Source organism: Roseivirga sp. 4D4 (genome assembly GCF_001747095.1).
In the GTDB taxonomy this organism is placed as follows: Bacteria; Bacteroidota; Bacteroidia; order Cytophagales; family Cyclobacteriaceae; genus Roseivirga.
On the sequence record NZ_MDGP01000001.1, the window covers coordinates 2,294,743 to 2,317,629 of the forward strand.

Annotated in this window: 20 protein-coding genes; 14 read left to right on the top strand and 6 right to left on the bottom strand. The window is 41.4% G+C overall.

Going from position 1 to position 22,887, the window contains the following annotated elements:
- Window positions 1–20 precede the first annotated feature (20 nt).
- The 11 genes from BFP97_RS10035 to BFP97_RS10080 all read left to right on the top strand — a co-directional run bounded on the left by BFP97_RS10035 (window position 21) and on the right by BFP97_RS10080 (window position 10,722).
- Entirely contained in the window at window positions 21–1,199 is a 1,179-nt protein-coding gene (locus BFP97_RS10035; RefSeq protein ID WP_069844271.1) for an O-succinylhomoserine sulfhydrylase, read from the top strand.
- A 17-nt stretch (window positions 1,200–1,216) separates the two neighbouring features.
- Window positions 1,217–2,464: a competence/damage-inducible protein A gene (locus BFP97_RS10040; protein WP_069842287.1), complete on the top strand. Its 1,248-nt coding sequence runs from the start codon at window positions 1,217–1,219 to the stop codon at window positions 2,462–2,464.
- Window positions 2,465–2,537: 73 nt separating this feature from the next.
- On the top strand, window positions 2,538–3,863 hold the full coding sequence (locus tag BFP97_RS10045; protein ID WP_069842288.1) for a dihydrolipoamide acetyltransferase family protein: 1,326 nt from the start codon (window positions 2,538–2,540) through the stop codon (window positions 3,861–3,863).
- A gap of 209 nt (window positions 3,864–4,072) precedes the next feature.
- Entirely contained in the window at window positions 4,073–4,960 is an 888-nt protein-coding gene (locus tag BFP97_RS10050) for a hypothetical protein (RefSeq protein ID WP_069842289.1), read from the top strand.
- Between the two features lie 24 nt (window positions 4,961–4,984).
- Window positions 4,985–5,578, top strand: a complete 594-nt coding sequence (locus BFP97_RS10055) for a DUF6434 domain-containing protein (RefSeq protein WP_069842290.1) — start codon at window positions 4,985–4,987, stop codon at window positions 5,576–5,578.
- A 67-nt stretch (window positions 5,579–5,645) separates the two neighbouring features.
- A complete protein-coding gene (locus BFP97_RS10060; RefSeq protein WP_069842291.1) occupies window positions 5,646–5,924 on the top strand; it encodes a TIGR03643 family protein in 279 nt (92 codons plus the stop codon).
- Window positions 5,921–7,015 (top strand): FAD-binding domain-containing protein, encoded by a 1,095-nt coding sequence (locus tag BFP97_RS10065; protein WP_069842292.1) that lies wholly within the window; start codon window positions 5,921–5,923, stop codon window positions 7,013–7,015. Before BFP97_RS10060 ends, BFP97_RS10065 begins: the two co-directional genes overlap by 4 nt.
- Entirely contained in the window at window positions 7,009–8,466 is a 1,458-nt protein-coding gene (locus tag BFP97_RS10070; protein ID WP_069842293.1) for a cryptochrome/deoxyribodipyrimidine photo-lyase family protein, read from the top strand. Before BFP97_RS10065 ends, BFP97_RS10070 begins: the two co-directional genes overlap by 7 nt.
- Before the next feature lie 2 nt (window positions 8,467–8,468).
- Window positions 8,469–9,104, top strand: coding sequence for a flavin reductase family protein (locus tag BFP97_RS10075; protein ID WP_069842294.1), 636 nt, complete (start codon window positions 8,469–8,471; stop codon window positions 9,102–9,104).
- Window positions 9,101–9,238 carry a DUF2256 domain-containing protein gene (locus BFP97_RS20255; RefSeq protein ID WP_083262505.1) on the top strand — a complete coding sequence of 46 codons (138 nt, stop codon included), beginning with the start codon at window positions 9,101–9,103 and terminating at the stop codon, window positions 9,236–9,238. The genes BFP97_RS10075 and BFP97_RS20255 overlap by 4 nt, the downstream gene beginning before the upstream one ends.
- Window positions 9,211–10,722 (top strand): cryptochrome/photolyase family protein, encoded by a 1,512-nt coding sequence (locus BFP97_RS10080; protein ID WP_317039328.1) that lies wholly within the window; start codon window positions 9,211–9,213, stop codon window positions 10,720–10,722. Before BFP97_RS20255 ends, BFP97_RS10080 begins: the two co-directional genes overlap by 28 nt.
- A 41-nt stretch (window positions 10,723–10,763) precedes the next feature.
- Here the strand turns inward: BFP97_RS10080 and BFP97_RS10085 are convergent, their stop codons facing one another.
- Entirely contained in the window at window positions 10,764–11,138 is a 375-nt protein-coding gene (locus BFP97_RS10085; protein ID WP_069842295.1) for a MotA/TolQ/ExbB proton channel family protein, read from the bottom strand.
- A gap of 156 nt (window positions 11,139–11,294) precedes the next feature.
- On the opposite strand from BFP97_RS10085, the gene BFP97_RS10090 reads away from it, so the two are divergent.
- Entirely contained in the window at window positions 11,295–12,053 is a 759-nt protein-coding gene (locus BFP97_RS10090; protein ID WP_069842296.1) for a LytR/AlgR family response regulator transcription factor, read from the top strand.
- Here the strand turns inward: BFP97_RS10090 and BFP97_RS10095 are convergent.
- Window positions 12,047–14,470, bottom strand: coding sequence for a PKD domain-containing protein (locus BFP97_RS10095; RefSeq protein WP_069842297.1), 2,424 nt, complete (start codon window positions 14,468–14,470; stop codon window positions 12,047–12,049). The two genes, BFP97_RS10090 and BFP97_RS10095, sit on opposite strands and share 7 nt — an antisense overlap.
- Before the next feature lie 248 nt (window positions 14,471–14,718).
- Between BFP97_RS10095 and BFP97_RS10100 the strand changes: the two genes are divergently transcribed.
- Together BFP97_RS10100 and BFP97_RS10105 are read left to right on the top strand one after the other, a co-directional pair.
- A complete protein-coding gene (locus BFP97_RS10100; protein ID WP_083262506.1) occupies window positions 14,719–17,169 on the top strand; it encodes an ABC transporter permease in 2,451 nt (816 codons plus the stop codon).
- Between the two features lie 114 nt (window positions 17,170–17,283).
- On the top strand, window positions 17,284–18,087 hold the full coding sequence (locus BFP97_RS10105) for a cupin domain-containing protein (RefSeq protein ID WP_069842299.1): 804 nt from the start codon (window positions 17,284–17,286) through the stop codon (window positions 18,085–18,087).
- Here the strand turns inward: BFP97_RS10105 and BFP97_RS10110 are convergent.
- Genes BFP97_RS10110 through BFP97_RS10125 form a run of 4 tightly spaced genes read right to left on the bottom strand, consistent with a single transcriptional unit; the run spans window position 18,084 to window position 22,820 of the window.
- Entirely contained in the window at window positions 18,084–18,827 is a 744-nt protein-coding gene (locus BFP97_RS10110) for a hypothetical protein (RefSeq protein WP_069842300.1), read from the bottom strand. The two genes, BFP97_RS10105 and BFP97_RS10110, sit on opposite strands and share 4 nt — an antisense overlap.
- On the bottom strand, window positions 18,824–20,125 hold the full coding sequence (gene bioA, locus BFP97_RS10115) for an adenosylmethionine--8-amino-7-oxononanoate transaminase (RefSeq protein WP_069842301.1): 1,302 nt from the start codon (window positions 20,123–20,125) through the stop codon (window positions 18,824–18,826). Before bioA ends, BFP97_RS10110 begins: the two co-directional genes overlap by 4 nt.
- Window positions 20,118–20,729, bottom strand: coding sequence for a dethiobiotin synthase (gene bioD / locus BFP97_RS10120; RefSeq protein ID WP_069842302.1), 612 nt, complete (start codon window positions 20,727–20,729; stop codon window positions 20,118–20,120). Before bioD ends, bioA begins: the two co-directional genes overlap by 8 nt.
- A 21-nt stretch (window positions 20,730–20,750) precedes the next feature.
- Entirely contained in the window at window positions 20,751–22,820 is a 2,070-nt protein-coding gene (locus BFP97_RS10125) for a PAS domain-containing hybrid sensor histidine kinase/response regulator (RefSeq protein WP_069842303.1), read from the bottom strand.
- Window positions 22,821–22,887: the final 67 nt, after the last annotated feature.

Below are 22,887 nucleotides of genomic sequence, written 5' to 3' on the forward strand. Positions count from 1 at the left end.
TTGGTCAACAATTCATTGACATGAACGAAGATCAAAGATTTGAAACACAAGCCATCCGACAGCAAATCGATGGCACGCATGCTCAAGAGCATTCTACCCCGCTATACCTGACTTCCAGTTTTACATACGAAAATTCGGAAGAAATGCGAGCGGCATTTGCCGGGGAGATAGACAAAAACATCTATAGCCGTTTCAGCAATCCAAACACACAAGAATTTGTAGACAAAATCTGTGCAATGGAAGGTGCCGAAGCAGGTTATGCCTTTGCCTCAGGTATGGCAGCAGTATTTTCTACTTTTGCCGCACTTCTTGCAGCAGGCGACAATATTATTTCATGTCGCTCGATATTTGGCTCTACCCACACAGTCTTTAACAAGATTCTTCCCAAATGGAACATCACCACCACTTATGTCGATCTTAAAGACACGGACTCATGGCAAGAAGTTGTAAAGGAAAACACCAAGCTTCTTTATGTCGAAACACCGACTAACCCTGGTGTTGATTTAGTGGATCTCAGTTGGGTATCTGAGTTTACCAAAAAGAACGACTTAATTCTTGTGGTGGACAACTGCTTTGCCACTCCTTATCTACAACAGCCCATAAAATTTGGTGCTGACCTTGTGATTCATTCAGCTACCAAATTCATTGACGGGCAAGGACGTGTACTCGGAGGAGTGACTGTCGGTAGGCAAGACCTGATTGATGAAATCTATGCCTTTAGTCGAAGTACCGGGCCATCCATGTCTCCTTTTAATGCATGGGTACTATCAAAAAGCTTGGAAACCCTGGCTGTGCGTATGGATAGGCATTGTGATAATGCATTAAAATTGGCTCAATTCTTAGAATCGAATGACCAGATAGCATGGGTGAAATATCCATTTCTCCCGTCTCACCCTCAACATGAAATTGCCAATCGACAAATGTCTGCCGGAGGCGGAGTAGTATCATTCGGTATTAAAGGAGGCCTTGAAAGAGGGAAAAGATTCTTAGACGAGATTAAAATGTGTTCTCTAACAGCTAATCTTGGAGATAGTAGAACCATTGTGACGCACCCCTCTTCGACTACTCATGCAAAGCTGACCGAAGGAGAAAGACAGAAAGTTGACATTACACCAGAACTTATTCGGGTCTCGGTAGGTTTAGAGCATATCGATGACATCATCGTTGATATCCAACAGGCACTTAATCACAGTATTTAAGGTTTTACAGTTCATAAATGAAGAAAGTACTCGCAGAAATCCTCACCATCGGAGATGAGATTCTTTATGGTCAAATTACTGATACCAACTCTCAGTGGATGAGTGCTGAACTCGATGAACTTGGCGTCAAAGTAATTCGAAAAACTACAGTTGGCGATACTGAACTAGACATCCTTGAGGCTTTCGCGCAGGCAGAAGAAAGAGCAGATATAGTTTTAATCACCGGTGGGCTGGGTCCAACCAATGATGACCTAACTATGCCAATGCTCGCGCATTATTTCGGCAGTGAAATCATCATGAATCAAGATGTGCTTGAGCACGTTCAAGACTTCTTTGAGCGTAGAGGTAGAACTTTTACTGAACTGAACAGAAGACAGGCACTGGTTCCAGAAATTGCAGAAGTCTTACATAATGACTTGGGAACAGCACCTGGTACTTGGTACGAGCGCAATGGAAAAGTATTTGTATCCATGCCAGGGGTACCACATGAGATGAAAAATCTCATGAAAAAGCTGGTTATCCCAAAACTTAGAGATTTCTTCCAAACACCTGTGATTTATCACAAGCTAGTCAAAACAGTAGGCATTGGAGAATCATTTCTTGCTGACAAAATCAAGGACTGGGAAGATAGTCTTCCAGACCATATTTCACTCGCCTACCTACCAAGTGTTGGACATGTAAAACTGCGACTAACCGCTGTGGGTCATGATCGACAAATATTAAAAGAGGAAGTGCAGTCAAAAATAGATGCCCTTTTGCCCCTCGCGGAAAAGTACATCTATGGTTATGACGATATGACGCTAGAAAAGGCAATCGGTGAAATGCTATTGGCTCAAGATAAAACATTAGCCTTGGCCGAAAGTTGTTCTGGTGGTTATGTTCAGCATAAGATCACGACAATCGCAGGTTCTTCGGAATACTTCCAAGGCGGAGTTGTTCCCTATCACAACGATCACAAAATCAATCTATTAGGAGTAAAACCAGAAACGCTGGAAGCCCACGGTGCTGTGAGTGAAGCTTGTGTTAAAGAAATGGCCGAAGGGGTCAGAAAAGCTTTTAATGCAGATATCGGTGCTGCCACGAGTGGAATTGCAGGCCCCGGAGGTGGAACCCCTGACAAACCGGTCGGCACTGTTTGGATCGCCTATGCAGATGGTAACCAAACCGTGGCAAAAAAGCTGCAATTAACTCAAAATAGATTATTAAATATTGAATTAACAGAAATATCAGTATTAAATTTGGTTAGGAAAAGTTTGAAGGGTTAAAACATTGATAATATTTGGTAAAAGACTTACTTTTGTAGTTCAATGCAATCGTTTTAATCATTAGTATTTTGTTATGGCTGTAGTAGAAATGGTAATGCCGAAGATGGGAGAAAGTATCATGGAGGGTACTGTACTATCTTGGTTAAAGCAAGAAGGTGAAACTATTGAAGCGGACGAGTCCGTGCTTGAAGTAGCAACCGACAAGGTTGATACTGAAGTACCAGCCACTCATGGTGGTGTCCTCAAAGAAATTTTGGTGCAAGAGGGCGATGTTGTACCAGTCGGTGCACCAATCGCTAAAATTGAAACAGATGCAGCGGTTGAAACTTCAGCTCCTGAAGTTGCTCCAGCACCGGCCGAAAAACCAGAAGCTGCTCCCGTGGCAGTAAATGGCCAATCTAACGAAGCTGCTACCTCTTCAAATGGACATGCAGTATTAGAAGCACCTGCTTCAGATCGATTCTACTCGCCTTTGGTCATGAACATTGCGCGTCAGGAGAGCATCCCAATGGCTGAGTTAGAAATGGTGCCAGGTACAGGCAGAGAAGGTCGCGTTACCAAAAAAGACATTATGGCTTACTTGAAAAGTAGGCCTGTTGGTGGTGTTCAGGCTCCGGTGGCAGCCCCTGCTCCTCCAGTTGCAGCGCCATCAGCAAGTGCACCGAAGCCAATGCCGGTTTCAGTATCTGGCGAGGACGAAATCATTGAAATGGATCGCATGCGCAAGATGATTGCAGAGCGCATGGTGGATTCGAAAAGAATCTCTCCACATGTTACATCATTCGTTGAGGCAGATGTGACCAACATTGTCCACTGGAGAAACCGTATCAAACAGTCTTTCAAAGAAAGAGAGGGTGAACCGATTACATTCACGCCTATCTTCATGGAGGCGGTTGTCAATGCCTTAAAGGACTATCCAATGATGAACATTCAGGTGGATGGTAATAACATTGTAAAGAAAAGGGCAATCAATGTCGGAATGGCTGTAGCATTGCCAACAGGCAACCTTATTGTTCCGGTTATTCATAATACTGATCAGTATAACCTTGTAGGTTTGACCAAGAAAGTGAATGACCTGGCGCGTAGAGCGAGAGAAAATAAATTAACACCAGACGACCTTCAAGGTGGTACTTACACCATCTCAAATGTTGGATCATTTGGCAATGTCATGGGTACTCCGATCATTATGCAGCCTCAAGTAGGTATACTGGCCTTGGGTGCGGTTGTGAAAAAACCAGCTGTCGTTGAGACTCCAACAGGTGACGCTATTGCGATTAGACATAAAATGTTCTTATCTCACTCCTATGACCATAGAGTAGTAGATGGATCGCTTGGTGGAATGTTCGTGAGAAGAGTTGCTGATTATCTGGAACGTTTCGATCCTTCGATGACCATCTGATAATAAAAGAAAGCCTTAAAAGCCTCATATTCTTTTGGATATGAGGCTTTTTTGTTTGCAGCCTAACAAGTCACTCGAAGGATCAACTGGTCGTTGATTGAACCAATTCCTACGCTAGCCAACTTTTTTTGGTCAGTCATTGAATCGGTTGGTTGTTCTCCAATATTGCATTTATATTTAGTCGTATATCTGACAATTCTCTTTCACATATGAAAAAGCACCTTTTACTTCTTGCCTTACTCTTCGGTCATTTGGCCATAGCCCAGACTCCTCAAACTTACCTGAATGCAAGAGCAGAAAAGCACTTGGCCGGACCCTTTGACCTTGAGGTGCTAAAGACGGATTCTATCTACAAAGTATGGTTTGAAGAAAATTGGAAACTGTTCTCCTTGAAAGGTGAGCCAACCAACTGGAAAAAGAATCTTGAAAACACCGAGGTCGACATCTACTTAGGTACATGGTGTGGAGATAGTAAACGATGGGTACCTCAATTTGTCAAAATGTGGAAGGATCTCGGACTGAACCAAGACAGATTAAAGTTCACCGCGCTGTATGATGGTGTTGAAAAATACAAACAAGGCCCTAGTGGGGAGGAAAAAGGACTGAGGATTCATCGGGTGCCTACATTCATCTTTAAAGAAAACGGAGAAGAGTATGCTAGAATCGTTGAATACCCAAGAAATGACCTTGAGCTTGATGTAGCACAAATCGCTGTTGGTTATGCATCGGAACCTAACTATAGAGCAGCTACCTATTTGCTCGAGCTATTCGAAAATGAGTCTATGGAAGACATCATAAAAGATGTCCGAAACCATTTGAATAAAGTGAATCATCTGGTAGGAAAAGATAGAGAACTCAACACATTGGGTTATGTGTTCTTACGATCCGACAGAATACGCGAAGCCTTGCTTACCTTTCAATTCAACACCATTATCTACCCGCATTCCCCTAGAGCATTCAATAGTTATGGAGAGGGTTTACTTATCAATGAGGATAAAGCTGGAGCCATTCGAGCTTTCAAAAGAGCAATTGAATTAGATCCGAAGTATGAGAATGCAAATCGGAGGCTTCAGGAGTTAGAGGCAGAAAATAAATAGCTCGTTCAACCTATTTAAAGGAGTATGTCACGACCAGACTTCGGTGAAATAAGCTCAGGAGAAGAGTTCAATACCTGGTATTGGACCAAAGAAGAAATGATGAGAATTTGCAAAGTCAGTAGCCTACCTGCCGATGGAAGTAAGTTCACTCTAAGGGATCGCATCATGTATGCCTTAGATAATGATGGCAAAGTGAAACCTAAGGAAAAGAGAAAAAAGCCATCATCTAAGTTCAATTGGGCCAAAGAACGGTTAACCCTCGATACTGTAATCACAGACAATGTATCCTTCGGTCCAAATTTCAGAAAGTTCATGATTAGTCAGGTGAATAGGAAATTCTCATTTAATACTGATTTCATGGATTGGGTAAAGGCAAACATAGGCGCTACACTTCGTGACGCCATCCATAAGTGGGAAGAATTGGAGAAAAGAAAAGAAAACCCAAACTTCAGAAGAGAGATTGCAACCCATAATATGTTAAATCAATACGTTCGTGACTTTCTAAATGACAACCCCGGTAAACGATTTAGCGAGGCAAAGGACTGCTGGAACTTAAAAAGGCAACTCCCTATGAAAGATGGGTTTGTCCGCTACGAACCATCAGACCTCAAACTCTAATTACAGCCAATCCAATTTCAACTGATATTGCCGAACAGTTTTGCCGACATTAAGTTATTCGGTTGCGATGAAGGCATTAACAGAAAGAGAGCAAGACAGAATCATTGAAATGGCTTGGGAAGATAGAACTCCTTTTGAAGCCATTCATCACCAGTTTGGGCTTCCTGAAAAAGAAGTAATTCAGTTGATGAGAAAAACCTTGAAGTCTTCAAGCTTCAAGCTTTGGCGCAAGCGGGTCAATAGTGGAGTAAGTCAAAAACATCTCAAAAAGCGAAACGAAGACATTGATCGCTTTAAATGCTCCATGCAACGCCAAATCACTGGGAACAAAATCTCTAAAAGATGATTTTTGATACTTCTTATGCGTCTATTCTTGAAAAAATAGATCGGATTGATCCGATAGCCTATGGTAAGGACAGAAACTATGTTGATGGTTCGGTAAGCTATTTATCTCCCTATATATCTCGTGGAGTTATTTCGACTAAGTTCGTTCTGGATCGACTATTGGAAAGAGGTTTCCAAATGTCAGAGATCGAAAAGTTCGTTCAAGAGTTGGCTTGGCGAGACTATTGGCAACAAGTGTGGATAACGAAAGGTGAAGCCATCAATCAAGACCTTAAAAGGGAGCAACCAGACATCGGAAACTACGAAATACCAAATGCATTGATCAATGCTGATACTGGCATCCATATCGTAGATCAAAACATCCAATTGTTATATGATTCCGGTTATGTGCACAATCACATGCGCATGTATTTGGCCTCGATCGCGTGTAATATTGCCAAGAGTCATTGGCATACCCCCGCCAAATGGATGTATTACCACTTGCTGGATGGAGACTGGGCAAGCAATGCACTGAGCTGGCAATGGGTGTCAGGCGCCAATGCAAACAAAAAGTATTATGCCAACCAGGAAAACATCAACAACTTCTTTTACTCGAAACAGAAGAATACTTTCCTAGACGTACCTTATGAGCATTTTGAAAGTTTACTAATTCCAGAAGCACTAAACAGTACAGCGAAGCCTGAATTAAAAACCAGTCTGCCACGCAGCACTGAGTTGTCAATAGACACGGCATTACCAACTCTGGCATACAACTATTATAACCTCGATCCTAACTGGCGAACTGATCAGCAAGCAAATCGAATCTTGGTACTTGACCCAAAAGTATTTGAGCAATATCCTGTTTCTAATAAATGTATTGACTTCGCCATGGTACTATCCAAAAACATTTCAGGCATACAGTACTTTCGTGGTTCATTTCAGCAACTCAGAGAAACGTATGGCTTAAAAGAGATCTTCTACAAAGAACACCCACTCAACCAAGACTATCAGGGCACTGAAGACTCCAGAGATTGGATGTTTGATGTGAAAGGATATTATCCCTCTTTCTTCGCATTTTGGAAAAAGTGTAAAAAGGAAATCAAGCAGTGGTAGATAGACCGATCAATATTGTTTGGTTAAAACGTGATATCCGAACACAAGATCACGCACCTCTCCATGCTGCAGAAAAAGCTGGAATTCCATATCGTATTATCTATCTGTTCGAACCCGATATGATTGCGTATCCAGACACTTCAGATCGGCATCTCCAATTCATTTACCACTCCATTTTAGATTTTAATCAACACCTGACCTCATACAATCGCCATGCTGAAGTCTTTCATGGCAAAGCACAAGAGGTTTTTGAGTATCTATCAAGTCAGGAGACGATTCAACAAGTATTTTCTCACCGAGAAAGTGGTATTAAGATTACCTGGAGACGGGACAAAAGAGTAGCTGAGCTCCTGAACCAGCAACATATCCAATGGACCGAATTCAAGCGTGACGGAATAGAAAGAGGCATCAAAAATCGCGAAGGATGGGATAAGCAGTGGTATGTGACTATGAGCCAAGCTCAAGTGGTAAACCAATACTCAACGAACATACTATCTCCTCTAGACCATCCCTTTCCACTCACCGATGCACTAAAGGAAACGATAAGCCAATACCCGGATAGTTACCAGCCTGCTGGAGAAACTAATGCCTGGAAATACCTAAGGTCATTTACCGAAGGTCGTGGAAATAACTATCATCGTCTGATCTCCAAACCATTGGAAAGCAGAACCTCCTGCGGCCGCCTATCTCCCTATCTGGCATGGGGTAACCTAAGCATCAAACAGGCGGTTCAGCATATTAAAACTCATTCAAACTATGCTTTAAACAAGCGAGCCTTTAATGGCATCTTAACTCGAATGAAATGGCATTGCCACTTCATTCAAAAGTTTGAAGTTGAGTGTGAATATGAAACGGACTGCATTAACCGAGGCTATGAACTATTGGAGCGCCCTCAAAATGAAGCATTTATCACTGCTTGGAAAGAAGGCAAAACAGGTTTCCCACTCGTAGATGCGTGCATGAGGTGCTTGAAAGCAACAGGCTGGATCAATTTCCGAATGCGAGCAATGGTGGTTTCAATACTTTGTCATCATTTAGATCAAGACTGGAGAACAGGGGTATATCATTTAGCCAACCTCTTTCTAGACTATGAGCCCGGCATCCATTATCCGCAATTTCAGATGCAGGCAGGAACAACCGGAGTAAATACAGTCAGAATGTATAATCCGGTGAAGCAGTCACAAGAGCACGATCCAGAAGGAAAGTTTATCAAGCAATGGGTGCCAGAGTTACGAGAAGTACCGGTTGAATTTATTCATGAGCCATGGAAATTGACCGAAATGGACAAGGTATTTAATGGCCTCCACCTCACTACTAAATACCCAGCACCTTTAGTTGACCTAACAGAGAGTGGAAAAATAGCCAGAGCAAAAATCTGGGGTCATCGTAAACACCCAGCCGTACAGGCTGAAAAGAAACGAATTGTAAAAACCCATACTCGCAACAATTAAGCATGTATCTATCAAGACAAGACATTGAAAAGACCGACAGGATTAAACGACTGAATATTATCAACTCCGTCTCTGGAATCAAACCTGGCAATTTGGTTGGAACAAAATCAAACCAAGGACAGTCCAACTTAGCCATCATCAGCTCTGTTGTACACCTTGGAAGCAACCCAGCCTTTTTAGGTTTTATTGTACGTCCCGGTGGAGAAGTCCGAAGGCACACTCAGGAAAACATTCTGGAGAATGGCTATTTCACGATTAACCATATCGGTACAGACTTCATCAAAAATGCCCACTATACTTCGGCAAAATTCGATCATTATATTTCTGAATTTGACGCTTGCGGGCTGACCGAGGAGATTCTACACGACTTTCACGCCCCATTTGTAAAAGAAAGCCCACTGAAAATAGGTTTGAAGCACGTGGAAAGCGTGGATATAAAGTCAAGTGGAACGACAATGATTGTGGGGCAAATTGAACACTTGATCATTCCAGATCACGCGATTAATGATCAAGGATACATCGATCTTGGAGCTTCTAATGGAGTGGGTATATCCGGACTGAATTCTTACTACCAACTCACCCGTATCACTGATTTTCCATATGCTCGGGTAGAAGAAACACCAAACTTTACTCAATGAAAAAGGAGCATCTTCCTACCAAAATTTGCCTCGTATGCCAACGGCCTTTCACTTGGAGAAAAAAGTGGGAATTGAATTGGGATTCAGTGAAATACTGTAGCGAAAGGTGCCGAAGAAATCGATCAAAGAAATGAATGCAGCAAACCTCTTATTTCCTCATCAGCTTTTTGAGTCCCATGAAATCTATGAAAATAGTCTCCCGATATATCTGATCGAAGAACACCTATTCTTTAAAGAATTCAACTTTCATAAGACCAAGTTGGCTTTCCACCGGGCCAGTATGAAATCGCATGAGCAATATTTAAAAGCGAAAGACATTGAAGTTAAATACATAGGCACTTCACAAGATGAATCTGATATAAGAGAGCTTTTAAAAACACTAGACAAGAGAGGAATCAAAGAAATCCACTTCATTAATCCAACCGATAATTGGCTAGAAAAAAGAATACAGTCATCAACCCAAAGATTAGGATTAGAAGTCACCTCTTATGAAAACCCGCTGTTCATTAATACCAAAGAAGACCTAAAAAGCTTCTTTAAGCCCGAAAAGAAATCCTTCTTTCAAACCACTTTTTACAAACAACAACGTTCAAAAAGGGATATACTCATAGATGGAGAAGGTGAGCCAGTTGGTGGCAAATGGAGCTTTGATGGAGATAACCGAAAGAAATACCCTAAAGATAAAACGCCTCCTTCCATTCAATTTCCTGATACCACTTCTTATTGGAAAGAGGCAAAAGAATATGTGGATAACCACTTTGCCGAGAATCTTGGAGAATTGTCAAAAAACCAACCTTATCCAATTGATCATAAGACATCCGAAGACTGGCTGAATCAATTCTTACAATATCGATTCCATGGTTTTGGAGACTACGAAGATGCAATTGTAAAGCAAGAAAGCTTTCTGAATCACAGCATCCTCACCCCAATGATGAATGTAGGATTGATCAATCCTCTAGAAGTCATTCAAAAGGCTATTCACTATGCCGATGAACACGATGTAGCGATCAATGCACTAGAAGGCTTTGTAAGACAAATACTGGGATGGCGAGAGTTCATTAGAGGCATGTATGAGGTAAAAGGTAGCTTTTCAAGAACCAAAAACTTCTGGGGCTTCGACCGTAAAATTCCGTCATCATTTTATGATGGTACCACGGGCATTGAACCGATTGATACCACGATCAAAAAAGTACTCAAAACGGGCTACAGTCACCACATCGAACGCTTGATGATTCTGGGCAACTTTATGCTACTCTGTGAATTCGATCCTGACCAGGTATACCGCTGGTTTATGGAACTGTTTATAGATGCTTATGACTGGGTAATGGTGCCTAATGTATATGGCATGAGTCAGTTCGCAGATGGCGGACTTTTCGCGACTAAGCCCTATATCAGTGGATCGAACTACCTGATGAAAATGAGTGATTACAAGAAGGGTGATTGGCAAAAGACCTGGGACGGGCTATTCTGGAGGTTTATGGATTTAAACCGCGACTTCTTCTTAAAAAACCCAAGACTCGGTATGCTCGTCAGAACTTTCGATAAAATGTCTGATGAGAAAAAAGAAGGCCATAAAACTGCTGCCGAAGAATTCCTAAAGACTTTGGACAGCCGATAATTAAAAGGAGCTTCAAGAAAAGCTCCTTCTGACACAGCTTATTAAGCTGATATCTTACTTACTCTCCATCTTAGACCGATGGATATGAGCAATGATAGGATGTAAATAATCATCCCATAGATAATAGTATAGGTAGAGTACTTGAGTCCACCTGCCAACAAACTCATAGACACATCTCCTGCAGCTTCAATTGCTTGAAATGCCCCTAAAAGATTAACGGTGGTGCCCAAAACTCCCATAACCAAAGCAAGCAATCCAATTTCCCTCACTTGAACAATTTTGGTATTAGCCTTTTGACTTTCGCTGGTTTTGAAAATAGAGTAGGTGTTAAAAATCGCTAGTGCTATCATACCAGCCCCTATGATGGAAAGTAGTCCCATAAAAAATGGACCACCTTCATTAATTAAATCTAACATATGTACTTCTTTAGGTTAAAACTTAATTTCAAAGCTATTAACCAGCCGGACCAATGTACAGGTCATATCCCTCACCAGACTTGTTGTTAATCGACAATTCCTTTAAAATAGGGAAAAAATGAAGAGATTAGTGAAGTAAGTCATCGAGATTAGTTTATGATCAAAACATCACATCAAATAATTTTCTGGATCGTGATATTCGGTTTTTTAAATATCTTGTTCGGTGTAAGGTGGTGTAATTATGTTGAGTCTTTCTACTACTCATCCATGCTTATGCCCGTGGCAGTAGGTAGCTCTTACTTCTTCAATCTATTTTTAGTACCAAAGTATTTGTCAAAAGGAAAACACTTCCAATTTGGGCTTTATACCGTCTACACAATTATCATTTCAGCTTTTTTCACAGCCGTTATCTCCATGTTTTCATTTGTTACACTTGCGGACTTGCAATGGGACCAAATGAACCCGGTTTCAGCTGACCTATTCCAAATGGTAGTAGTCATCTACTTTATTGCCATTCTTTTCTCATTCATTCACACTTATAAGGCAAATGAGTTTCATCAAGAAAAACTGGATACACTCGAACACAAAAACCGTCAGACAATCATCAATGTAAAATCAAATAGGAAGTCAATTCCCGTGGCTGTGAATGATATTCTCTATATCGAAAGCCTTGCCGACTATGTCAAAATCCACAGAGAGTCTGACACAATTATAACCAAAGAGAAAATTAGTTTTCTTGAAGCATCCTTACCGGATTGGTTTCTCAGAATACACCGATCATTTTTGATAAACCAGCATAAGTTGGAAGCCTACGGACATGACTTTATGCAGGTAAATGCTGAGAAACTTCCACTCGGCAGAAAGTACAAGAAAGAGGCTTTATCAAGGATTAAACTGGCAGAGGTGAATCAATAAGAAACGTAAAAAGAATCTCTTTTCTGGAATGGTTTTCCGTCAACTGTAGTTGCCAATATTCGATAATAATACCTTCCTGCTGGAACCAGCCTTCTTCGTTTATCGAAACCATGCCATTCATTTTTACCAGAGTGAATGACTTTTCCTCTTCCATTTACAATTACTAAACGCTCCTTTTTCGTATGCTTCAATTTGGCTTTGAAGGGCCCCTGATTAGTACAAGGCCAGAAGATACCGGGAACCCCAAAGAATATTTTTCTTCTAATCAGGATCTTCTTGCGGATGACTTTAGTACAGCCACTTTCATTGGTCACCTTAAGTTTCACCCAATGCACTCCAGGGCGTTTGAAAGTGTGAATGATCTCTCTTCCGGCAACTTGCCTCTTATTATTAAAAGTCCACTCCCATGATACAATTCCTTCATCATCAATGACAGAAAAGGAGATCGGCTTATTGATGCTGAGGTCACTTCTATTAAAGGATATCTTAGCAGTAATTTTATCTTCGACTTCAATGACAATTGGAGTGTCATGAATGACTGAACATCCAGTCGACACATTATCAAGCTTGAGGCTTAATAATGTGGATTCTCTGAGTTTAGGACTTTTTAAGATTAATTCTCTTCCATTTCCCTCTTTCGTCACCAGTACATTGCCATCTCCATCGATTAAGGAATACACAATGCCAACCTTGGAGGAAGCTACAAACACCTTTGCGCGTTTATTGTAGCAAATTTGAGCATCAAAGCTAATCTCACTCTCATTCGCAGCACTGAGTAATTCATCCCCAACAGTAATATTGACTTCACCGATAAGTTCTTCTAAAACGCTGCCATCACCAACATCACTGAGCACATAGACAGCCAAAGTTGTGTCACTGACTACAGCGCCACTCATTAGATTCACTTCTGGTGACTCTCCTGATACAGTCGCACCATTCAAGGAGCCATCAGGATTCCTCAATTCATACCGTCTGTTATTGCTACCAGTATCAAGCGTACCAGCCAATAGCACATTTGCAGATTCACCTTCACAGGCACTTAGATTCGTTACTTCTAGTGAATGGAGTTTGAATTTGGACAACCATAGATCAGTATTAGACCCTCCAAAGTTCGGAGTAGACAGGTAGAATCCCTGTCCCGATTGAGTACCTCCAGATAGATACACCTCTTGATTCAACTCATCGAAATACGGAATATTCAGTTCCCCGTCAGAGCCCGCCCCTCCAAAATCTGCCTGCCAGGTGATGTCCCCAGCGATATCAAGGTTGAAAAACCAGATATCCAAAGAGGCGTTGATATTGTCACTCAACTTGTCTCCTCCTGCAGGAGAATTTGAAAAACCTCCGATAACAACAGAACCATCTAACAGTGCATAGGCTGCTTGCCCCCAATCATAACCAGCACCCCCAATAGTTCTTTCCCAAAGCAACTCTCCAACGCTATTGGTTCTGACTACCCAAATATCATCAAAGCCTAGATTATCTTCTGATTTATCTCCACCTGCACCAGAACTACTCTGACCTGCAAAAACAAAACCTCCATCAGGGGTTTGTGTCATGGATCGAATGGCATCCAAGCCAGGACCACCATAAAGTTTCTCCCAAAGCACATCACCATTTCCGTTGGTTGAGAAGACCCAATAGTCAAAGCTTCCGTTATTTGCCTGTCCCAGATCGGTAGAGGCAGAATAAGCTCCTACCGCCACTCCACCATCAACATTGGGCAATAGCTCATCAGCAGATTCGAATCCGCTCCCTCCGTAAGTGCGTTCCCAAATTTTATTTCCTGTAGAAGAATTGATTTTGACCAGATAAAGGTCAAGAGATCCCATAGGGCTAATGCCAGCCAAATCTGTAGATGTAGTATAGCCCCCTACTACAACCTGCCCATCAGAAGTCTCTTTTATATCAAAAGCCCAGTCTGCTCCATTCCCACCAACCCGTGTTTGCCACAGTATACTGCGGTCACTGGCTGAAATTTTAACTATTAGAATATCGTCAGAACCTAGAGAAGACGAGGTTATATCCCCTGAAACACCTGACCTGGTTCTTCCAGCAAGAATGAAATTACCGTCAGCGGTTTGTATTGCACCAGCCTCAAAACCCTCTTCGGCACTTCCTCCAAAATTAAAGTCCCATTGAATGTTGCCATCAGCATCGGTTTTCACAACCCACCAGTCATCATCACCTTGATTAGGCGTGGACTTATTACCGCTAATGCCGGAGAGTGAACTTGCCGTGAGTAAGAAGCCACCACCGCTTGTTCGTATAGAACTGACATCGGTGTCCCGTGATGAACCCCCAAAGCGCATATCATAGGCTTTAACTGGCTTTTGGACTTGGGCCAGGGAGAATTGTGTTAGTAGTAAGCATAAAAAGGTGAAAGGAAAAAGGTTGGTGTTAACTGACTTTTTCATTTCTGTAGTGTTTTGGTTGTCGAAAAAGGCGTAGACCTTCCGAACAGTATTAATAACCCTCTGGGAATAAAGACCCTACCTTGAAGGGTTGAAGGAATTTATGTTCAAAGATGGACAGAATAAGTTCGAAGATGAGCAGCTTAAGTAAGCCTATTTTTCAAAACAGCCTAAATAACGAAGTCAAGATAGATTTTTTAGACTGGCATTGTGCTTGAGTGTTTATCTTTGGATAGAAAACATTTTTACACATGCTGAGAAACTATCTCCTTATTTCGTTTCGGAATATACGGGAGAATAAAGGATCCGTATTGCTCAATATTCTGTGCTTGGCACTCGGCATGGCGACATGTCTCTTCATTTATCATTATGTGTATTTTGAGAACAGTTATGACAGTTTTCACGCCAAGTCGGATAGAATTTACCGGTTAGAAACTGATACTTACTTTCGGCAAGAGATCATCAAAACTAATGCGTTCACTAAATACAGAAGTGGTAAAGGCATTGAGGCTCGTTTTCCTGAAGTTCTGGAAACAACAAGGTTAGTACCCTTCTCTGAAAACGGGACAGCCTTCCTATTTAGTAAAGATGAAGACGCTCTTGACCGCACCACTTATTTAGAAAAGGCCTATTTCTCCGAAAGTACCTTCTTCGATATTTTCACCCTTGAGTGGATAGATAAAGTACAAGGTTTACCACTACTCAAACCAAATGAAGTTGTGGTCTCTGAAGAAACAGCCCTAAAACTCTTTCCAAAGAAAATGAGTTTGGGTAAGTCAATATTAGGCGAGGAGATAAGGACAAGAACTACTGGCCAGTCCAAAGAGTCTTGGAGCATAGCAGGTATTTTCAAAGCACCACCGAAAAATTCCCATTTGGTGTTCGGTGCCCTGTTTTCGCTACACGATAAAGATTATCTCTTAAACTCGGAAAGCCTACCCAATACTTATACTTACTTATTAGTAGACGACAACTACACGTACAAGATGTTCCAAAGCAGCTTGGTCGACATGGCTAAGCTATCCGAATTTTCCCATATAGAACAAGATTTCCTTTCATTAAGAGCCCTAACAGATATTCATACGGCCACGAAAGTCTCCAATGATCCAGGGCAAAGTGCGAATAAGACTTTCATCCTTTTCCTGATCGTAATGGGAATGATCATTCTAATTCTTGCCTCCACTAATTACATTAATGGTTCTATCATCAATTCGATTGAGCGATCCAAAGAGATTGGTGTAAGAAAACTAGTCGGTATTCAACCAAGACAACTGGTCATTAACGTATTGACCGAAAGCACCTGCATAAACCTTATTGCTGGACTCATCGCGTTCTTTCTTTTCATTTTCGGCATTAGAGTCGTTAATGTATTTACCACTATCGAGTACCCAAATGCATTAGACTTTCTAGCCATTTTGAGAAGCTCATTAATCTTATTGGTTCTCGTTGTGTTCGCAGCACTGGTTTCTGGTTATTATCCGGCAAGTCTATTGGTAAACCTAAAGCCCATCGAAGCACTCAAAGGCAAAACTCAGGTGGTCAGTTCAAAGCAATCGGCCAAAGGTTCCAGAGTCATGCGCGTCTTACTGATTTTCCAATTGACCATGAGTGTCATCTTTATATCCGGACTTTATATTGTGCAGCAACAGCTAGCCCATGTGAAGGAAAAGGACAACAAGAGTTTTAGAATGAATCTGACGGCAAAATTTCCAGGGCTTACGGGAGCTAATGATATGTTTGCCGAACAATCAGAGGGTTATATTCGAAGTCTTCTAAATAAGGGGCAAGTTGAGTCCGCCTATATCTCTAATCTCTTCAATGGTCAGGTTAAAATGAAGCAAAAAATTAAGCCACTGTACCAGGTTGGTGGTGACACCACAAGACTCACAGATAGTTTTGACTTGTATGTAATTGATTATCACTACTTCGATGGTCTGGATAGTAAATTCCTAGCAGGAAAGAACTTCAGCAAAAGATTTGGCTTTGACTACAACGGTGTCATCGTAAACGAGGCGGCCTTGGCAGCCATGAGATTCAACTCCCCAGATTCGTCCATCAATAAGAAAGTAAGACCTTATAATGGCCCATTGGTGGTCAAAGGAGTTATAAAAAATGACTCGATCAATGATATCCCAACAGTATATGTAACAGGATTGCGCTACCCTACTTATATAGATATGACTTTTATAACGAGGGGTAGTTCGGCAGAAAAACTGAATGAGGCTGTTAATCTGGCAAGGCAGACATGGAATCAACAATTTCAAGGAATCTACTTTCTTACTCGGAAGTATGAAGAACAGAATGCAATGGAGAAAAACCTTGTCAGGCTGTTCTTTTTCTTCACTTTGCTGGCGGTATTCATTGCCTCACTGGGCATTTTTGGACTTTCTTCCTTTACAGCGATGAAGCGAACAAAAGAGATTGGCATACGGAAAATCTTAGGTGCCAACGTATCTCAGATATTGTATGTCTTGATTTATGACTTTCTACGGTTAATGTTCATTGGCAGTGCTATCGCTATACCCCTTGTTATTTATGGGGCTCGTGAATGGCTGGATAACTATGCCTTCAGAATTAATTTACACCCCGGATTTGCCCTTGGACCAGTGATTGGCATGAGTCTATTGGCTATCACCATAATTGTAAGAAGATGCTGGAACACTAGTATTCAGAGTCCTATCAAGGCATTGAGCACTGAGTAGTTTAGTGCTTGTCTATGAAAAGTAGAATGCTGTAGTCCAAATCATATCTTAGGTAGATTTACCCTGAGGGTTTATATTTTTTTGACCAAATTCAGAATATACAAACTCATCCAAATGAAGAACCTACGCTACTTAATTCCCATCACTTTAATACTAATTGCGGTTTTAGCACCCATCCGATCGTTGGCACAAAATGACAATCAAGAACCTCCCTTAAAGCCCATTCGCATTGATAAAGCTGCATTATCGGGGATAGGCCTTAAGCCCGTTCAACTGGAAAATGAACCTGATAGAAAATTCTTTCAAAGAAGGCTTTTGAGAGGTGTAGACCTAAGTGTATTTATAGTTTCTAGTGAGTCGTGGACCACTCAGATGAATAACTTCCCTATTGATGAAGTGGTACTAATGCTTAACGGCAAGGCCAAAATAAATCCTGAAAAGGGCAATGAAATGACTTTCCAATCAAACCAATTCTTCTTTATACCTAAAGGATATACAGGTAGTTGGGAGATTCAAGCAGGAAAAAACTACCACTACGAACTATCCATCATATCGACAGATAGAGCTGAGTCTGCCGATCCCACGAAGACACTTCCTGAACTAATTGACCAAGATGAACTATCCGGAATTAATATCAACCTAAACAGTGCTGAACAATACGAAAAAGTTCTCACTAAGGGCTCAGAATTAACAGTAAGTTTGAAGGCGGAGAAGCCAACTCAAAGAGAGATTAGTACCCCGATGAAGGAGCAACTGGTCAACCTACTTTCAGGGCAACTGACAATCACCGACACCAGCGGTGAAGAACATGTCTTTAATACTGGTGACTTTTTCCTCTTCCCCAAGGGCTTCCAAGGCTCTTGGCAGAGTAGAGGGCATGGCCTTCTCAAATACCTGGTGATCGAAAAAACTACTTAGTCATTTCTGACGGCACCAGCTAAAGTATCGTGATGTTCGAGCAGTAATGATCTCAAATAACTACCGATCGTATATACGCTTTCAAAACCAGCTTTTTTAGCAGCAGCGTTTTCCTTCTCGATCGGAATATCTGCACTTTCAGCAAAATGCTTTATATCCCTGTAGAAGCCTAATGTGAATATATCGACTTCCCCACCAAAGATTTTGGTAAAAATCAAATTCGTGTCTCTACCTATTTCGGTCAAGTAGACGTTCTCCATTTCACGCTGTCTCAGCAGTTCTTCTTGTTTACCCGCTAAGGCTTGAAACATTTCTACATGGTAATAATCAAATCTCGTAAAACGATCGTTGAAATCTTCCAATGAGGGACCTTCAACAATAGACTCCTCCTGCCAAGACACTAAATTATAATATGGTCTTCCATAACCTTGATCCAAGGTAGCTGAGTTCTCCCTTCTCTTATCCATTTCACTTGTTGAGAAATGCTTGCTTAAATCCCTGATCGGGTACATCAATAACAAATCCCATTGATCCCCCTGGGAGTGCCTCATCAAAAAAGGTTTCTCAATTCCAGCTCTTTCGTAATTCTTTAGGTCAGCCTTGATTACATCAATCAAATCAAGAAGCTTTCCGGGTACAGCGCGCATGGTAATCACCTTATAATAAACATCATTGGCCTGCTGTGCTTCACAATTGGTCAACACGAGGAGCGTCAAGAGCGCAAAAAAGTACCTTTTCATAATTTCTGATTTTTGATGAGTGAAGGGTATTCGTTTAGAAAGTTAAGGATACTAGTATAAATAAAGCTCAAATCCTCATCCGAGATAATATAGGGTGGAATAAGATAGATCACATTCCCCAATGGACGGATCAAAATACCCTTGTCAATAAAATATGGATAGAGGTGATGACGTGCCTCATTAAAGTAAGAAGTATCCCTTTCGGTATTCAATTCAAAGGCAATGATAGTACCCAGAACCCTTGTATTCCTGACAAGTTGATGTTCGTTTAACTCGGATTCAAACTCCCTATGCCGATCGTTAATTCGTTGTCTGTTCAACTCACATTCATCGGTTAAAAGAAGGTCCAAGGACGCATTGGCAACAGCGCAGGTCATTGGGTTACCAGTAAATGAATGGCCATGAAAGAAGGTCTTCATTAAATCGTTGCTACGGTATGCCTCCTGAATTTTATCCGTACAGGTAGTGACACCCATTGCCAGGGCACCTCCAGTGAGTCCTTTGGAAAGACAGAAAACATCTGGTTTATGGTCTAAAAGATCCGAGGCAAAGAGACCTCCCGTTCTTCCAAAACCAGTCATCACTTCATCGGCAATACAGATGATATCTTGAGATTGCGCTAAGTTGATCATCCTATCGAGCAAAGACTTAGAGTAAACCCTCATCCCTGAAGCTCCTTGGATTACCGGCTCAAAAACAAAGGCCGCAACATCTCCTTTGGCAACCAAAGATTCAAAATGTTGCCAAACATCTGCTTCCTTTTCGGGGCTTGGAAAGTCTATGAACTCGACATCAAAAAGGTAAGGATCAAAGGGATCGGTAAATGGGCCTCTCTCTCCCACTGACATTGCTCCAAAGGTATCTCCATGATAAGCTCCATCGATGGCAATTATTTTCTTCTTTTCAATTCCCTGATTGTAGAAGTACTGAAAGGCCATTTTTATGGCCACTTCAACTGCCGTACTTCCATTATCTGAATAGAATACCTTGGCTTGATTATCAGGCAAGATCTGCAAGAGTCGCTCTGCCAATTCAATCGCTGGTTTATGTGTAAATCCTGCAAAAATCACATGTTCTAACTGATGTGCCTGCTGCGCTATGGCTTCAGCTAGCTTGGGGTGACTATGACCATGAATATTGACCCACCACGAGGATATGGCATCAATGATTTTCTTACCTGATTGGGTGTATAAATTCACCCCCTCAGCTCTGTCGATAACCAAAGGCTGGTCCATTCCCTTTAGTGGTGTAAAAGGATGCCAAATTGAACGCTCATCTCTATCTACCCAATCACTCATACCAATTCAGCATTAATTCATCCGCCCAATATTGAACCACTTCTTTACTCACTAAACCTAATTTTGGCAATCTCAAGAGCACCTTATAACCTGAATGCTTTTCAATGATGCGCTCACTTTCAGGATTGGATTCACCATTAAACACTAGACCTTTTACTTCTATATTGTTTCTTTTCAGATAGTCAATGGTCAGTAATGTATGATTGATACTCCCCAAATAAAGATTGGCGACCAGTATGACCGGAATATTCAATGACACAGCAATATCAATTACGAAGTCCTCATCATTCAATGGAACTAACAAGCCGCCTGCCCCTTCAACCACAATCTCATTATCCGTTTCTGGCAATACAAAGTCGTCCATTTGAATCGACAAATGCTCGTATTTAGCAGCCGCATGTGGTGATGCTGGCAGCTTTAATAAATGCGTTTCGGGGTGTATTTTGCTTTGGTCATTAGTAATTAGGCTTTGTACAGTCTCACTATCAGTTGGCATACCAGCCTGAACAGGCTTCCAGTAGTCAGCTTTTAAGGCTTCAACCAATATAGACGACACTAATGTCTTCCCGCTATCTGTTCCGATAGCCGTGACGAAATAATTCATACGCTAAAATGAGGTCGCAATTTAAGATACAAATGGAAACCTTCTTTGGCCTGCCACAATCAATTTGTTGCGCAGTACCTCAAATTGTATTGGTTTGGTTAGATAGTCATCCATACCACATTCCAAAGCACGATCTATATCATCTTGAAATGCATTTGCTGAAAACCCTATAATGTATGGTTTTGTAGGCAAGTCCATTCCACTGATAACCTCCGCTGCTATGTGCCCATCCATTTTCGGCATAGAGACATCGAGTAGTATGATGTCATAAGTATTCTTTTTGACCATCTCGATCACTTCGAGACCATCTAAAGCTACATCTGGAATAAACCCTAATCGTTCTAAAAAGATGCTGGTCAGCCTCCTATTCACCGAGTTATCCTCCGCAAGCAATATCTTCAATGGAAACTCATTGCTAATTAGTTGGTCAGATTTGTCATTAGGAATTTCAGCTTTGTTCAATACGACTTCTGCCAAATTCTTCTTGCTAGCCAGCTTAACCCTGGTACTGAATGAGAACTCTGACCCTATTCCAGCCTCGCTCTTTACTGTAATCTTACCATGCAATAATTTCACTAGGCGCTTTACAATCGCCAAACCTAGGCCAGTGCCTCCAAACCTTCTGGAATGAGAAGAATCTGCCTGAGTAAATTCTTGGAATAGGCTACTTAGCTTTTCCTTCGGTATACCAATGCCCGTGTCTTTAATAGTGAAACAGATAACAGCATTTTTGGCAGTTTTACTTTCCAACTCAACTTTGAGCGTTACAGCCCCACGTTCAGTAAACTTAACTGCATTTGAGAGTAGATTGAGCAGTATTTGACGAAGGCGGCCACGATCCGTTTTTATGAATGCCGGAACATCATCATCCATATGTGAATTCAAAGCCAGTCCTTTCTTTGATGCCTCAAAGTTGAAAAGTGCGAAAGAATCCTTAATCACTCTTTCTAGAGAAAAGACTGTCTCTTCAAAAGACAATTTCCCGGATTCGATTTTAGAATAGTCAAGAATATCGTTGATTATTCTTAATAGGGTATCACCACTGGCCTGAATGGTTTCAACATAATCCTTTTGTTCCTCTGAAAGATCAGTTTCGGCCAGTAGGCTAGTCATCCCTATAACACCATTCATAGGAGTTCTGATCTCATGACTCATGGTGGCTAGGAAATTACTCTTTGCCTTAGCTGCAGACTCTGCCGCCTCCTTGGCTTTACGAAGCTCAATCTCAAGTTTCTTTTGCGGACTTATATTTCTCGAAATGATTAATACGCGATTGGGATCCAGTTTGATAATTCTACCTTCGAAGTTCTCTTCGGCCCCAGGCTTACCAAATTCGTACTCCAAGGTCTGCAATTCACCTGTTTTAAAAGCATTCGTAATGGCATCTTCAAAGATTGAGCCTAGAGGCTCTGGTACAATCTCAGATACTTTTTTTCCTAAGAAGTCTGAGGGTCTGTACCACAGTTTTTCTTCGTTGTGGACCTGATAGTCTATGTAACGACACTCGCGGTCCAGGGTGAACATGGCATCAGGAATAGCCTGCAATATCATTGCCTGCTGATGTTCGCTTTCTTTCAGTTCGAGTTCCGTCTTGTAGAGACTCGTAACGTTACGAGCAACGCAGGTCACATACTCTACTTCACCTTCTACATTCGAAAATGGAAATTCAAACACCTCTAGCATATGTGTTTGCTGAGTGGCATCATAGACTTCTATGAAAACCGGTGTCTTCATTGTCTCAGTACCGGAGAAGTATCCCGACATGTGGCCGGAGATTTTATCGTTTATTGGATTAGGAGTCAGAAGCTCACTAAAGTGAACCTTATTATCCACCTTACCCAAGCCCAAAATCCTTTCCACATTGCTGGATGCATAGGTAATCATGCCATCAGCATTATACCTAAAGACAAAGTCCGATGAATGATCCATCAGAAGCTCAAATGTATCTGTAATGGACTCTTTACGCCTTTTCTCGTCAACAAGCTTTAACTCGTAGGCTCCTAATCTTCTTCTATAGCGCTGCAGATAGACCACCGCGATGATCAGTGCGATCAGCAAGAAGGAGAGCAATAAGTATACAAAAAAAGACATTCGCGTTTCAGGTGAGCAATTAGTTAAGACTATAAACTTACTAATTGAACATATAAATTTAAAAAGT

Coding starts and splice junctions, on each gene's coding strand:
- BFP97_RS10060 (WP_069842291.1), top strand. CDS start 5,646: ATGAAGGCATTAACAGAAAGAGAGCAAGACAGAATCATTGAAATGGCT.
- BFP97_RS20255 (WP_083262505.1), top strand. CDS start 9,101: ATGAAAAAGGAGCATCTTCCTACCAAAATTTGCCTCGTATGCCAACGG.
- BFP97_RS10110 (WP_069842300.1), bottom strand. CDS start 18,827: ATGAAAAGGTACTTTTTTGCGCTCTTGACGCTCCTCGTGTTGACCAAT.
- BFP97_RS10050 (WP_069842289.1), top strand. CDS start 4,073: ATGAAAAAGCACCTTTTACTTCTTGCCTTACTCTTCGGTCATTTGGCC.
- BFP97_RS10055 (WP_069842290.1), top strand. CDS start 4,985: ATGTCACGACCAGACTTCGGTGAAATAAGCTCAGGAGAAGAGTTCAAT.
- BFP97_RS10105 (WP_069842299.1), top strand. CDS start 17,284: ATGAAGAACCTACGCTACTTAATTCCCATCACTTTAATACTAATTGCG.
- BFP97_RS10040 (WP_069842287.1), top strand. CDS start 1,217: ATGAAGAAAGTACTCGCAGAAATCCTCACCATCGGAGATGAGATTCTT.
- bioA (WP_069842301.1), bottom strand. CDS start 20,125: ATGAGTGATTGGGTAGATAGAGATGAGCGTTCAATTTGGCATCCTTTT.
- BFP97_RS10035 (WP_069844271.1), top strand. CDS start 21: ATGAACGAAGATCAAAGATTTGAAACACAAGCCATCCGACAGCAAATC.
- BFP97_RS10075 (WP_069842294.1), top strand. CDS start 8,469: ATGTATCTATCAAGACAAGACATTGAAAAGACCGACAGGATTAAACGA.
- BFP97_RS10045 (WP_069842288.1), top strand. CDS start 2,538: ATGGCTGTAGTAGAAATGGTAATGCCGAAGATGGGAGAAAGTATCATG.
- BFP97_RS10100 (WP_083262506.1), top strand. CDS start 14,719: ATGCTGAGAAACTATCTCCTTATTTCGTTTCGGAATATACGGGAGAAT.
- BFP97_RS10090 (WP_069842296.1), top strand. CDS start 11,295: ATGATCAAAACATCACATCAAATAATTTTCTGGATCGTGATATTCGGT.
- BFP97_RS10065 (WP_069842292.1), top strand. CDS start 5,921: ATGATTTTTGATACTTCTTATGCGTCTATTCTTGAAAAAATAGATCGG.
- BFP97_RS10095 (WP_069842297.1), bottom strand. CDS start 14,470: ATGAAAAAGTCAGTTAACACCAACCTTTTTCCTTTCACCTTTTTATGC.
- BFP97_RS10125 (WP_069842303.1), bottom strand. CDS start 22,820: ATGTCTTTTTTTGTATACTTATTGCTCTCCTTCTTGCTGATCGCACTG.
- BFP97_RS10085 (WP_069842295.1), bottom strand. CDS start 11,138: ATGTTAGATTTAATTAATGAAGGTGGTCCATTTTTTATGGGACTACTT.
- bioD (WP_069842302.1), bottom strand. CDS start 20,729: ATGAATTATTTCGTCACGGCTATCGGAACAGATAGCGGGAAGACATTA.